Origin of the sequence: Burkholderia sp. Bp8998, assembly GCF_003854235.1 — a bacterium.
In the GTDB taxonomy this organism is placed as follows: domain Bacteria; phylum Pseudomonadota; class Gammaproteobacteria; order Burkholderiales; family Burkholderiaceae; genus Burkholderia.
On sequence record NZ_QTQF01000010.1, the window covers coordinates 74,078 to 86,923 of the forward strand.

Consider the following 12,846-nt stretch of genomic DNA (forward strand, 5'->3'; position numbering starts at 1 on the left):
GAAGGATTGCCTTGGAAACCCAGAACACTCTTCGCAAACCGATGGACGGCACCGGTACGTCGCCGGCCACGGTCCTCAAGCGCCTGTGGCCGTACATCCGGCCGCTCATCGGCATCGTGCTGCTCGCCGTGATGACGATGGGTGTCGTCGCGGCCACGGAAGCCGGGATCCCGGCACTGCTCAAGCCGCTGCTCGACCACGGCTTCGGCTCGCACGGCAGCGACCGCGCGAAATGGTACGTGCCGATCGCGGTGATCGGCCTCGCGCTCGTGCGCGGCGTGTCGCAGTACGCGTCCAACTACCTGCTCAACTACGTGTCGAACCGCATCCTGCTGCAGCTGCGGCTCGAGATGTTCCAGCGGATGATCCACACGGGCGCGTCGTTCTTCCAGCGCGAGACCGCGAGCACCGTGATCAACGCGATCGTGTTCGAGGTCAACCAGATCCTGTCGGTGCTGACCGGCGTGATGGTCACGCTGGTGCGCGACTCGCTGACCGTGATGTTCCTGCTCGGCTACCTGTTCTACCTGAACTGGCGGCTCACGCTGATCGTCGCGGTGATCCTGCCGGGCATCGGCTGGCTCGTCAGCAAGATCAACCGCCGCCTGCGCCGCCTGAACCGCGAGCACCAGACGCTGACCAACGAGCTGTCGTACATCGTCGAGGAGACGGTCGGCGGCTACAAGGTCGTCAAGGTGCACAACGGCGAAGCGTACGAGATGGACCGCTTCACGACGATGAGCAAGCGCCTGCGCGGCTATGCGATGCGCATGACGATCTCGGGCGGCCTCGCGCAACCGCTGACGCAGTTCCTCGCGTCGATCGCGCTCGCGGTCGTGATCACGATCGCGGTCGTGCAGTCGACCAACGACCAGACGACGGTCGGCGGCTTCGTCGCGTTCGTCACGTCGATGCTGCTGGTGATTTCGCCGCTCAAGCACCTGATCGACGTCAACCAGCCGCTGCAGCGCGGGATGACGGCCGCCGAGCTGATCTTCGGGCTGATCGACGAGCCGGCCGAGCCGCAGGGCGGCGGCCGTGCGCTGCCGCACGCGCGCGGCGAGATCGAATTCCGCGACGTGTCGTTCGACTACGGCGCCTCCGAGCGGCCGACGCTCGACCGCATTTCGTTCAAGGTCGCGCCGGGCGAGATGATCGCGCTCGCGGGGCCGTCGGGCAGCGGCAAGACGACCCTCGTGAACCTGCTGCCGCGCTTCTTCGATCCGACGGGCGGTGCAATCCTGGTCGACGGCGTGCCGGTGGCCGACTACGACCTCCACGCGCTGCGCGGCCAGATGGCGATGGTCAGCCAGGACGTCGTGCTGTTCAACGACACGATCGCCGCGAACGTCGCGTACGGGCAGACGCCCGACCGTGCACGCGTGCAGGCGGCGCTCGAGGCAGCGAACCTCGCCGACGCGGTCGCCGCGATGCCCGACGGACTCGACACGCTGGTCGGCGGCAACGGGATGCGTCTGTCGGGTGGCCAGCGGCAGCGGCTCGCGATCGCGCGCGCGATCTACAAGGATGCGCCGATTCTGATCCTCGACGAGGCGACCTCGGCACTCGACTCGGAGTCCGAGCGTCACGTGCAGGCCGCGCTCGAGCGGCTGATGGAAGGGCGCACGACGCTCGTGATCGCGCACCGGCTGTCGACGATCGAGCGCGCGGACCGGATCCTCGTGCTCGAAGCCGGCAAGATCGTCGAAGAGGGCAGCCACGACGAACTGCTGCGCCATGGCGGGCTGTACGCGCACCTGCACCGGATCCAGTACCAGCAGCAGGCGGCGTGACGTCGGGTCACGCCGGTGTGCTAGTCTTGATCGGGCAGGTGCAGTTGTTCCAGTTGTTTCCGGTTCGACGTGACAACACGGAGGGAAGGACAATGAGGAAGATGCACGGGATGATGCTGGCCGCGCTGGTCGCGGCGGGTTTCGCAGCGCCGGTCGCGATGGCGCAGGATCACGGCAACTACGACAACCACGGGGACCACGGCAATCACGGCATGCAGCGCGGCCACGGTCCGAAGCACATGCCGCCCGGCCAGATGCGTCACGAAGACGACGTGCCGCAGCGCTGGGCCGATCAGCCGCGCCGCGAATGGCACAAGGGCGACCGGCTTCCCGGCGAATTCCGCGATCGCCAGTACGTGGTCGACGACTGGCGCGGCTACCACCTGAGCGCACCGCCGCGCGGCTATCAATGGGTCGGCGTTGGCGGCGACTACCTGCTCGTGCAGATCGGCTCGGGCATCGTGCTGCGGGTCGGCCCGTAACGCTTCCCGCCGATCATCGATTCTTCCGGTTGCCGGGGCGTGCGTCCCGGCAACCGCGTCACTTCCCCTTGTCCGCCGTCCGGCGGAACCAGCGTCGCTCGATCCGCGACATCGCCCAGCACACCGCCAGCGCGCAGACGGTGCCGAGCGCCACTTCCCCGAGCCGCATCAGCGGAATGTCCCATAGCGGGCCGTTGCCCGGAAACAGCAGCACGATCGTCGCGGTGACGCCGCCGAGCCGCGCCGCGCTACCGACGTTCAGGCACCAGCAGCTGACGATCGTGATCGCGACCGCAAGCGCATAGGCGACGAGGCGGTCGCCGCCGAGCGCTGCACCCGCGAAGCCGACCAGGCCACCGATCATCGCGCCGATGAACTGGTCGCGCGACAGCGACATCGTGTCCGAATAGTTGTGCTGCGTGACGGCGATCGCGGTGATCGCCGCCCACACGGCCTGCTCGGTGTGCAGCGCGCGGCCGATCGCATACGCGAGGCACGCGCCGCAGACGGCCTGCAGCGCCATCAGCGCGCCTTGCATGAGCCGTTCGCCGAAGGTCAGCCCCTTGAACAGATCGAAGATCGATTGCTGGATCTGCTGGCGGGCTTCGTTGAGTGTCCTGATCGTATCCATCGTGTCGTGCCGGGAAGCGGGTGTGGTGCGCGTGCGTCAGCGCGCCTGTTCGGAAGGCGTGGCGGCCGGTTCGCCGGCGGTCGCGTCGCCGTTGTCGACGCGCGTTTCGGGCATCGCGAGCCAGACGAGCAGCACCGCGAGCGTGCCGGCAGCGGCGAGCCCGAAGAAGCTGACCGCGTTGCCGAAGTGATCGGCGATATAGCCGGCCACGGCTGTGCTGAGCGTCGCGCCGATCCCGGCCGCGAGCCCGAACAGCCCGATGCACAGGTTGTAGCGACCCTTGCCGCCCGCGACGTCGGCCGCGATCAGCGGCAGCATCACGCCGAACACGGCCGCGCTGATGCCGTCGAGCATCTGCACCGGCACGAGCAGGTACGGGCTGCTCACGCCGGCGAACAGCAGCGCGCGCACCGGCAGCGCCGAGAAGCCGAGCAGCAGGATCGGCCGGCGTCCCCAGCGTTGCGCGGAGCGGCCGACCCACGGCGACAGCATCGCGACGATCGCCTGCGGCACGATGATGCACGCGGCGATCACGAGCTGCACGTTCTCGCCCATCCCGGCCGTCACTTCGCCGGCCGCGAGGTTGAGCATCGCCGCGTTCGACAGGTGGAACAGCACCACGCATGCCGCGAAGATCAGCATCCGGCGATCGCGCAGCAGCTCGAGCAGCGTTTCGCGTTCCTCGCCTTCGTCGTGATCGTCGGGCTTCGACGAATGCGGGATCACCTCGTGCGTCGGCTGGATCATCGCGAGCGCGAACAGTGCGGGCAACGCCAGCACCGCAGTCAGCCAGAATACCGCGCGCGCGGAGAAGTACTCGCCGGTGAGCCCCATCAGCCCTGCCGCGACCGCGCTGCCGATCGACGCCCAGCGTGCGTTGCGGCCGAGCCGGTCGCCGAGGTCGGCGCGGCCGACCAGCGAGAACGAGATCGCGGCCATCGCCGGCACGAGCATGCAGCTCGCGAAGCCGTGGAATACCTCGGCCGCGATCACCGGCACGATCGTCGGGCTCGACGCGAGCAGCACCGCGGACAGGATGATGGCCGCGATCGCCCACGCGGCCGCGCCTTTCTTGTTCTTCAGCGCGTCGACGGCGGCGCCGCCCGGCACCTGGCTGACCATCGCGCTGATCGTGCCGATCGACAGCACCATGCCGATCTCGCCCTGCGTCCACTTGTGCGACGCGAGGTAGGACGCGATGAACGGACCGAACCCGGTTTGAACGTTTGCAACGAAAAAATTGAGCCAGTCGAGGGCCCGAAGACTGCGAACGCTGACGGAATGCTTGATCGTCATCGGGTCGCACTCGCAGACGAGGCCGGTGCCGGGGCAACGGGCGGGTAGACCGCGACGATCGGCTTGTCGGCCGCGTAGGGCGGCGACGCCTTGATCTGCGCATCGTTCAGGTCGAGCTGCGGGTGCAGCGCCTTGTCGCGCGTGACGAAGCGCAGCGCGCCCCAGCTCGCGGCGATCGAACGGCGGTCGGTATTGACGAGGCCGCCCAGGTCGAGCACGACAGCCTGCGGCTGCGCGGCGCGGTCGATCAGCACATCGACCACGCGGCCGATCTTCGTGCCGTTCGGGCGCTCGACCTCGCTGTCGAGCATCGGCAGTCGCGTCGCGGGCGATGCCGCGGCCGAACCCGACAGCGGCACGGCCTTGGGCCGCGCGGCCGGCGGCAGGTCGCCCGACGGCACGTCGAGCACGATCGGCTCCTGTTTGCCGCCCGGCGTGAAGCGGAACACGTTCCACGGGAAGACGACCTTGCGGTCGCCGACGCCCATGAAGCCCTGCAGGTTGACGATCATCTCGCGCGGCTTGCCGCTCGCGTCGGCCACCATGTCGACCGCGCGGCCGATCACCTTGCCGTTGCGGCGCGCGACTTCGCTGTCGAGCAGCGCATGGATCTGGGTGCGCTCGAGCGTGCGCGTGCCGACGAGCGGGGCCGGCGGCGGAGGCGGCGGCGTCGGCGTTTCGGGGCGCTGCACGGGTTTCGGCCGCGCCACCTCGCGGTGCGGCTTCTTCGGCGCTTCCGGTTCCTCCGGCTGCGTCGGCGCGGGCACGGGCGGCATCGTCAGCGGTTCGCCGGCGGCTTCCTCGACGGGTTCGATGAGCGCCTCGCTGATCGGCGCGGGCGGATTCTGCGTCGGCAGCAGCCCGCAGCCGGACAGCAGCGCGGCGGCTGCGAGAACGAGGAAGACCGTCGAGGACGGGAACGACATGCGGGATGCGGGAAACGGAAGTCCGCCGCTCATTGACACTCACTCCATGGGTCGTGGGCGGGCCCGGAGGCTCGCGGCTGGCGATGGATGGCGGGTGCGGGCGGCGCACCACGCGAGGTGAGAGTTTAACGTGTCTTCCTTTCAGGACCGATTTATGCGGACGATGAGTTGCGGGATGGCGGGGAAGGATCGAGGGTCGACTGCAGGACGGGCGGCGTGCGGTGCCGCAACGAGCACGGCGCCCGGCCGTCGACGACGGGACGGGCGCCGCACGGGCGGCCGGTGTGGCGTTACTTGACCAGCGCGCCGAGCGTCGTCGTTACCGGGGCAAGCAGGCCGCTGCCGGTCTTCGACAGCGCGCCGCTGCCGCTGCCGCCCGTCAGGCCGCCCGCCGGCGAACTGCCGGCCGCCCCCGTCGCGGTGCCGACCGCCGACGCGAGCGCGCCAGCCGGGTTGCTGCCGCCCATCGTGCCGCCGAGTGCGCCCGTCGACAGGAGCCCCGTCACCGGGGCGAGGGGATTCGTCGCGGTGGCGCCGCCGCCGAGCAGGGCGGTGCCCGCGGTCGCGACCGTGTTGCCGGTCGCGGTCACGACGTTGCCGACTCCGGTCGTGACCGGATTGTTGCCGGTATTCGCGAGCGTGGTGCCGGTGTTCGCGACGCCGTTGCCGACGGTCGTCACGAGGTTCGTCAACGGCGCGCCGAGCGGTGTGCTTGCCGCGACCGTCTGTGTGACCGAGCCGACCGTCGTCGTGATCGGCGTGATCGCCGAGCTGGCCGCGCCCGTCACCTGCGCGACCGGGCCGGTCGACAGTTGCGTGCCGAGCGTTGCGCCGCCCCCCGCGATCGTGTTGCCGAGCGTCGTCACGGCACCGCCGACGGGCGACGTGACCGGCGCGAGCGGCGCAAGGGCCGAACCGCTGGCGCCGAGACTCGACACGACACCGCCCGTCGCGGCGACGGCCTGGCCGAGGTTCGTGACCACGCCTCCCGTGCTCGCGACCGTCGTGCCGACCGGATTCGACGACGCGCCGAGCTGGCCGAGGCCCGACCCGAGACCGTTGCCGAGTGTGGTGACGGCCGCGCCGACGTCCTGCACGACCGCGCCGAGCCCCTGCGTCGTCGCCGGGTTCGTGCCGGGCAGCGTCTGCGCCGCGATTGCCGTGCCGACGCCCGATACGGCGCCGCCGCCGGCCGTCACGATGTTGCTCGACGCCGCGGTCGTCTGGCCGACCCCATTGGCCGACGTGCCGCTCGCGCCGTTGCCCGTGCCGCCGGTCGACGCCGTCGTGTCGCCGGACCCCGAACCTGAGCCGCCGGTGCCTTGGCTCAGCGAGCCGGAGCCGCCGCACGCGGACAGTGACATCAGCGCCGCGGCGCCGGCCGCGATCATGATCATTCGGAGTCCTGCTTGATGGATGGTGGGCGTGTTCATGTCGTCCTCGTCTCGATTATGGAAATGGATCAGGCGGTTCTCGCGTGCACCGATGTGTCGTCGCTGCGGAAGGGAAGCGGCGCGCGCATGGTTGTTGTCTCCCTGATTGACCTGTCGCCGCGTCGCTTATTCGCCTGAGTCGGAACCCGGAGCGCTTGCAGGACGAACCGTTTGCATTCTTTCGTCTTGCTTGCCGATCGTGCCGGAAATCACCGGATTCGTACGATCAGAGTAGGTCCATCGATGCGAGACGTCTTTTAACGATCGTTAAATTGAAGTAAGCGTCCGATTCACTGCCGGAATCGGGGTAATCGCGGTCGACACGAGGCGAGTCGTGTGATGAGGGCGGAGGGAAGGCGGAAGGGCGGGGAACGTGCAGGGGGCCGGCGGCGCCTGCCTGGCCCGCCATCGTGGCGGGCAGGCGCGGGCGCTGCCCGAGGAGCGGAGCTGGAACGTCAGGCGTCCGGATACCACGCGTCGCTGAATTCGCTGACCTGGACGTCGGTCAGCTCCGGACGTGCCGCCAGCCACGCGCGCACGTTCTCGCGGTCGGCATCGGTCGTCGTGCCGCGCGGTGCGCCGGAGATGACGTAGGCGCCGATCCCTTCGTCAGCGGATGCGACGGTCAGCAGCCCGTTCGCTTCGACGTAATCGATGAACGAATCGATCAGCTGGCCGCGCTCGAGGTCGGTCAGCTCGTTGCGGTATTGCGCGGTCGCGTTGAACGCGAGTTCCTGAAACTCGGCGATGTGGAGTTTCTTGCGCTGGCGGCGGTTGTGGCGTTGGCTCATGGTGTGACGTGTGAATGAGAGGTGGGAAAGGATAGCGCGGCGGGGGTACGTGCGCCATGTCGACGTGCCGCGCAGCCCGCACCCGCGGCGAAAGAGCGAACGTTGCGCCGTCGCGATATCGTGTTGTCGCGCGATTGATCAGGAAACCGTTGTTAAACAATTGCTCGATGTGGTTTTCACGGTGTGGTCTGGTCCGGCGGCGCATTGCACGTATGACCCGAATGATACAGGGTTGTTTTCCGAGCGTTACCGCAAGCCGCCGCGTGTGCCCCTTACCCTCGGCATGCTGGAAGAAGCGATGCGCATCGGCCGATGGGATACGGACGCGATCGAGCGCGCTGCACGAGACCAGGGCGCCCGCGGGAAATGAACAATCGAGCAATCGAATCGGCGAAATGCAAGAAGCCCGCTTGCTGTCGCAAAGCGGGCTTCGATGTTGGTTGCGGGGATAGGATTTGAACCTATGACCTTCGGGTTATGAGCCCGACGAGCTGCCAGACTGCTCCACCCCGCGGCGCGAATTATAGTGGCACTGCTGCGGTGCGTCAAACGGTCTGTGAACCACGTCGGACTCGAGGGACCGTGCTTCGCCCGCCAGGGGTGTTCGCTTACGTTGCCGGAGCCCTCGAAGATCGGTGAGATAACCGATCTTCTTGCTCGACGCCCGCTGCAAGGGTTGGCGGCGATCTCCCCGTTCGGAGATCGCCGCGGATCACCCTACATCAAGACTATGTCGTACTGCTCCTGGCTCAGGTTCGACTCGACCTGCAGCGACACCGGCTTGCCGATGAAGTCGATCAGCATCGCGAGATGCTGCGACTCCTCGTCGAGGAACAGGTCGATCACCTGCTGCGCGGCGATCACGCGGAATTCGCGCGGGTTGAACTGGCGCGACTCGCGCAGGATCTCGCGCAGGATGTCGTAGCACACGGTGCGCGACGTCTTCACCTGGCCCTTGCCCTGGCAGGTCGGGCATGGCTCGCACAGCACGTGCGCGAGCGATTCGCGCGTGCGCTTGCGCGTCATCTCGACGAGCCCGAGCTGCGAGAAGGTATTGACCGTCACGCGCGTGCGATCGCGCGACAGCGCCTTCTTCAGCTCCGACAGCACCGCGTCGCGATGCTCGGCGTTCTCCATGTCGATGAAGTCGATGATGATGATCCCGCCGAGGTTGCGCAGCCGCAGCTGCCGCGCGATCGTATGCGCGGCCTCGAGGTTGGTCTTGAAGATCGTGTCGTCGAAGTTGCGCGCACCGACGTAGCCGCCGGTGTTCACGTCGATCGTCGTCATCGCCTCGGTCTGGTCGATCATCAGGTAGCCGCCCGACTTCAGGTCGACGCGGCGCGACAGCGCGCGCTGGATCTCCGTCTCGATGTTGTACAGGTCGAACAGCGGCCGCTCGCCCGTGTAGTGGTGCAGCTTCGGGCTCACGGCCGGCGTGAACTCGCCCGCGAATTCCGAGAGACGCTGGTACGTCTCGCGCGAATCGACCTGGATGCGTGTCGTGTCGTCGTTCGCGAAATCGCGCAGCACGCGCTGCGCGAGATCGAGATCCTGGTACAGCAGGCTCGTCGCCGGCAGCCGCTGCGCCTGGGCGACGATCGTCGCCCACGTCTTGCGCAGGTACGTGACGTCGCCGGCGAGTTCGTCGGAGGTGGCATCCTCGGCGATCGTGCGCACAATGTAGCCGCCTTTCTCGTCCGCCGGGATCACTGCGGTCAGGCGCGCGCGCACGGCCTCGCGCTCGGCCTCGCTCTCGATCTTCTGCGAGATGCCGATGTGCGGCTCCTGCGGCAGGTACACGAGCGTGCGGCCCGCGATGCTGACCTGCGTCGACAGTCGCGCGCCCTTCGTGCCGATCGGATCCTTGATCACCTGGACCATCAGCGTCTGGCCTTCGAACACGGTCTTCTCGATCGGCTGGTGCGGTGCGCCCGACTGCGGCTCGCCGGCGAGGCGCGGATGCCAGATGTCCGCGACGTGCAGGAACGCCGCGCGCTCGAGGCCGATGTCGATGAACGCCGACTGCATGCCGGGCAGCACGCGCACGACCTTGCCGAGGTAGATGTTGCCGACCCGCCCGCGCGACAGCGTGCGTTCGACGTGAAGCTCCTGCACCGCGCCTTGCTGGACGAGTGCGACCCGCGTTTCCTGCGGCGTGAGGTTGATCAGGATTTCTTCGTTCATGGTGCGATTCAGAAGGCGATGCGCGCAATGCGCAGCAACGCGGCAGTCTCAAAAAGGGGCAGACCCATGATACCCGAATGGGAGCCGTCGATTCGCTCGATGAATTCGGCCGCGCGCCCCTGGATCGCGTAGGCGCCGGCCTTGCCGAACGGTTCGCGGGTGTCGACGTAGCGCTCGAACGCGTCGCGCGGCGCGGCCGAAAAGCGCACCGACGAGCGCGACAGCGCGGGCGGCAGCAGCTCACCGTCGGCGCCGATCACCGCGACGGCGGTCAGCACCTCGTGTTCGCGGCCCGCGAGGCGGGTCAGCATCGCGAGCGCGTCGTCGGCATCGGCCGGCTTGCCGAGGATCGCACCGTCGATCGTCACGGTGGTGTCCGCAACCAGCACCGGCGCGGCCGGCTTGCCGCTCGCGACGAGGCGCGCCCGCGCGGCCTCGGCCTTCGCGACGGTCACGCGCTGCACATAGGCATCGGCGGCTTCGCCGGGCCGTTCGGCTTCGAGCGCCTCGGCGTCTTCGTCGGGGCGCGGCAGCAGCAATTCGAAGCGCACGCCGATCTGCTGCAGCAGCTCCTGGCGGCGCGGGCTTTGCGAAGCGAGGTAAAGGGTCGGGAAAAGGGCAGGGGGCGTGCTGGACGGCATGGTGTCGTTATCTCGTTGAGCGCGCGCGGCGCGCGTCCCGAGGACGACACGTCATGCGCGGTGATAGGGGTGATTCTGCGTGATGCTCCACGCCCGGTAAAGCTGTTCGGCAAGCAGCACGCGCACCATCCCGTGCGGCAGCGTCATGCTCGAGATGCGCAGCAGCAGGTCGGCGCGCGCTTTGAGTTCCGGATCGAGCCCGTCGGCACCGCCGATCACGAACGCGACGTCACGGCCGTCCTGCTGCCAGCCGGGCAGCGCCTGCGCAAGCTGCATGGTGGTCCAGTCGCGGCCGCGCTCGTCGAGCGCGACGATGCGCGCGCCCTTCGGCAACGCGGCCTCGATCTTCTGACGCTCGGCCGCCATCACGCTTTCCGCGCTGCGGCCGCCCGAACGCAGTTCGGGCTTGATCTCGCGCAGCTCGATGCGCAGCTCGGGCGGCATCCGCTTCGTGTATTCGTCGAAGCCGGACGCGATCCAGCCGGGCATCTTGTGGCCGACCGCGAGGATGAAAAGCTTCATCGGGACGACTCGCTGCGACTCAGCGGCGGCGGGCCGCCGTCTTGCGCGCCGGGCGTGCGGGCGCTTCTTCCTCGTCGTCCTCGTCTTCGCTGGCCGTCGCGAAACCGTTCGGGCCCTTGCCGCCGCCGAGCTTCATCCGCACGGGCTTGTCGCCCCAGATTTCCTCGAGGTTGTAGTACTGGCGCAGCGCCGGTTGCAGGATGTGCACGACCGCGTCGCCGCAGTCGACCAGCACCCATTCGCCGGTATCTTCGCCCTCGGAGCTGACGATGTCGCCGCCGGCTTCCTTGACCTTGTCGCGCACGCTCGACGCGAGCGCCTTGGTCTGGCGGTTCGACGTGCCCGACGCGACGATCACGCGGTCGAACAGTTCGGTCAGGTGGCTGGTGTTGAACACCTTGATGTCTTGCGCCTTGATGTCTTCGAGAGCGTCGACGATCACGCGCTGCAGTTTGCGAATATCCATGGAATCAGGAATGGTAGAGACGATGTTGAAGAATATAGGCCCAGACGGCGGCCGGCACATGCTCGGCCGACGCATCGGGCATTTGCGCGTGACGCGCGATGCATTCGCGCAGGTGTGCACGGATGTCGGTTGCGGCGATATCGAACGCCAGCGTCGTGTCGATCAGCAGATGGCCGGCCGGTGTCGCCTTCAGCACGTCGGCGCCGGCCTGCCGCCGCGCGATTTCCCGCGCGACGTCCGGCGGCGCGGCGCCGAGGTCGAAGCCCGGGCGCGTCGATGCGCAGACGTGCGCGTAGTCGAACAGCTTGCGCCAGTCGCGCCACGTATCGAGCCGCACCAGCTGATCGGCGCCGATCAGCAGCGACAGCGACGCATCGGGGCCGATCCGCTCGCGCCAGCGCGCGAGCGTCTCGACCGTATAGGTCGGCCCCGCATGCTCGATCTCGTCGGTCGCGACGGTGATCGTCACCCCCGGCAGGGACAGCGAGCCGGCAGCGGCGCGCGTCATCGCGAGCCGATGCTCGGCGGCCGACACGTCGCGCTTCTGGTACGGCTGCCCGGCGGGCAGCAGCGCGAGCTCGGTCAGGCCGAGCACGTCGGCGAACCGCCGCGCGAGCGCGAGGTGGCCGTCGTGGATCGGGTCGAACGTGCCGCCCAGCAAGCCGATACGACGTGACAGCGGCTGCAGGGCGGGGCGGGCGGTGGTGTCCAGAAAAACGTGTCCTGTTCTTGAGGCGTCGGGGCGCGGCGGGCTCAGACCCAGTCGCGCGGCACGAGGAAGTCGCTCAGGCGTGCTTCCGGCGAGCCCGGCTCGGGCTGCCAGTTATAGCGCCAGTTCGCGACCGGCGGCATCGACATCAGGATCGACTCGGTCCGGCCGCCGCTTTGCAGGCCGAACAGCGTGCCGCGATCGAACACGAGGTTGAATTCGACGTAGCGGCCGCGCCGGTAAGCCTGGAAGTCGCGTTCGCGCTCGCCGTACGGCAGTGCGACACGGCGTTCGACGATCGGCAAATACGCGTTCAGGAACGCGTCGCCGACGCTCTGCATCATCTCAAACGAGCGTTCGAATCCGGGTTCGGAGAAATCGTCGAAGAAGATTCCGCCGACGCCGCGCGTCTCGTTGCGGTGCTTCAGGAAGAAATACTCGTCGCACCACGTCTTGAAACGCGGATAGAGCTCGGCGCCGAACGGGTCGAGCGCGTCCTTGCAGGTCTGGTGGAAATGCCGCGCGTCGTCCTCGAACGGATAAACCGGTGTCAGATCCATCCCGCCGCCGAACCAGAAGATCGGCGCTTCGCCGGGCTTCGTCGCGATCAGCATCCGCACGTTCATGTGCACGGTCGGGCAGTACGGGTTGCGCGGGTGCAGCACGAGCGACACGCCAAGCGCCTCGAAGCCGCGGCCGGCCAGTTGCGGGCGTGCGGCGCTCGCCGACGGCGGCAGTGCGTCGCCCGCGACATCGGAAAAACCGATCCCCGCGCGCTCGAACACGCGGCCGCCTTCGAGAATCCGCGTGCAGCCGCCGCCGCGCAGGCGCTCCTCGGGCCCGCGCTGCCATGCGTCGGTCGCGAGCGGTGTGCCGTCGAGCGCGCCGAGCGCGTCGGCGATGCGTGTCTGCAGGCCCTGGAGGTACGTGCGCACGCGTGCCACGTCGTAGGTCGAATCGGTCATGTCT

General features: G+C 68.3%; 14 protein-coding genes and 1 tRNA gene. 3 read left to right on the forward strand and 12 right to left on the reverse strand.

The window, feature by feature from the left end:
* Positions 1-41: 41 nt before the first annotated feature.
* Complete coding sequence (msbA, locus tag DIE06_RS12915) at positions 42-1,793, forward strand: lipid A export permease/ATP-binding protein MsbA (protein WP_260433612.1); 1,752 nt, start codon at positions 42-44, stop codon at positions 1,791-1,793.
* A 92-nt stretch (positions 1,794-1,885) separates the two neighbouring features.
* Complete coding sequence (locus DIE06_RS12920) at positions 1,886-2,275, forward strand: RcnB family protein (RefSeq protein WP_124661767.1); 390 nt, start codon at positions 1,886-1,888, stop codon at positions 2,273-2,275.
* A gap of 58 nt (positions 2,276-2,333) precedes the next feature.
* On the opposite strand, the gene DIE06_RS12925 is transcribed toward DIE06_RS12920, so the two are convergent.
* From DIE06_RS12925 to DIE06_RS12945, 5 genes are all read right to left on the reverse strand, one after another.
* A complete protein-coding gene (locus DIE06_RS12925) occupies positions 2,334-2,906 on the reverse strand; it encodes an aromatic acid exporter family protein (RefSeq protein ID WP_124661768.1) in 573 nt (190 codons plus the stop codon).
* 36 nt (positions 2,907-2,942) lie between these two features.
* Positions 2,943-4,202 carry an MFS transporter gene (locus DIE06_RS12930; protein WP_124661769.1) on the reverse strand — a complete coding sequence of 420 codons (1,260 nt, stop codon included), beginning with the start codon at positions 4,200-4,202 and terminating at the stop codon, positions 2,943-2,945.
* The gene (locus DIE06_RS12935; RefSeq protein WP_124661770.1) at positions 4,199-5,161 is read right to left on the reverse strand and encodes a PRC-barrel domain-containing protein; all 963 of its coding nucleotides are present in this window, start codon (positions 5,159-5,161) and stop codon (positions 4,199-4,201) included. The genes DIE06_RS12930 and DIE06_RS12935 overlap by 4 nt, the downstream gene beginning before the upstream one ends.
* Before the next feature lie 257 nt (positions 5,162-5,418).
* Positions 5,419-6,561 carry a collagen-like triple helix repeat-containing protein gene (locus tag DIE06_RS12940; protein ID WP_124661771.1) on the reverse strand — a complete coding sequence of 381 codons (1,143 nt, stop codon included), beginning with the start codon at positions 6,559-6,561 and terminating at the stop codon, positions 5,419-5,421.
* Between the two features lie 455 nt (positions 6,562-7,016).
* On the reverse strand, positions 7,017-7,352 hold the full coding sequence (locus DIE06_RS12945) for a YggL family protein (protein ID WP_124661772.1): 336 nt from the start codon (positions 7,350-7,352) through the stop codon (positions 7,017-7,019).
* A gap of 49 nt (positions 7,353-7,401) precedes the next feature.
* Between DIE06_RS12945 and DIE06_RS38995 the strand changes: the two genes are divergently transcribed.
* Positions 7,402-7,722 (forward strand): hypothetical protein, encoded by a 321-nt coding sequence (locus DIE06_RS38995; RefSeq protein WP_124661773.1) that lies wholly within the window; start codon positions 7,402-7,404, stop codon positions 7,720-7,722.
* A gap of 67 nt (positions 7,723-7,789) precedes the next feature.
* Here the strand turns inward: DIE06_RS38995 and DIE06_RS12955 are convergent.
* From DIE06_RS12955 to hemF, 7 genes are all read right to left on the reverse strand, one after another.
* Positions 7,790-7,866, reverse strand: a tRNA-Met gene (locus DIE06_RS12955).
* Between the two features lie 203 nt (positions 7,867-8,069).
* Positions 8,070-9,539, reverse strand: coding sequence for a ribonuclease G (gene rng / locus DIE06_RS12960; RefSeq protein ID WP_124661774.1), 1,470 nt, complete (start codon positions 9,537-9,539; stop codon positions 8,070-8,072).
* An 8-nt stretch (positions 9,540-9,547) separates the two neighbouring features.
* Positions 9,548-10,180 carry a nucleoside triphosphate pyrophosphatase gene (locus DIE06_RS12965; protein WP_124661775.1) on the reverse strand — a complete coding sequence of 211 codons (633 nt, stop codon included), beginning with the start codon at positions 10,178-10,180 and terminating at the stop codon, positions 9,548-9,550.
* Between the two features lie 51 nt (positions 10,181-10,231).
* Positions 10,232-10,702 (reverse strand): 23S rRNA (pseudouridine(1915)-N(3))-methyltransferase RlmH, encoded by a 471-nt coding sequence (gene rlmH / locus DIE06_RS12970; protein ID WP_044844705.1) that lies wholly within the window; start codon positions 10,700-10,702, stop codon positions 10,232-10,234.
* Positions 10,703-10,721: 19 nt separating this feature from the next.
* Positions 10,722-11,168, reverse strand: coding sequence for a ribosome silencing factor (rsfS, locus tag DIE06_RS12975; protein WP_124612501.1), 447 nt, complete (start codon positions 11,166-11,168; stop codon positions 10,722-10,724).
* 4 nt (positions 11,169-11,172) lie between these two features.
* Positions 11,173-11,880 carry a nicotinate-nucleotide adenylyltransferase gene (locus DIE06_RS12980; protein WP_124661776.1) on the reverse strand — a complete coding sequence of 236 codons (708 nt, stop codon included), beginning with the start codon at positions 11,878-11,880 and terminating at the stop codon, positions 11,173-11,175.
* Positions 11,881-11,921: 41 nt separating this feature from the next.
* Positions 11,922-12,842 carry an oxygen-dependent coproporphyrinogen oxidase gene (hemF, locus tag DIE06_RS12985; protein ID WP_124661777.1) on the reverse strand — a complete coding sequence of 307 codons (921 nt, stop codon included), beginning with the start codon at positions 12,840-12,842 and terminating at the stop codon, positions 11,922-11,924.
* Between the last annotated feature and the right edge of the window lie 4 nt (positions 12,843-12,846).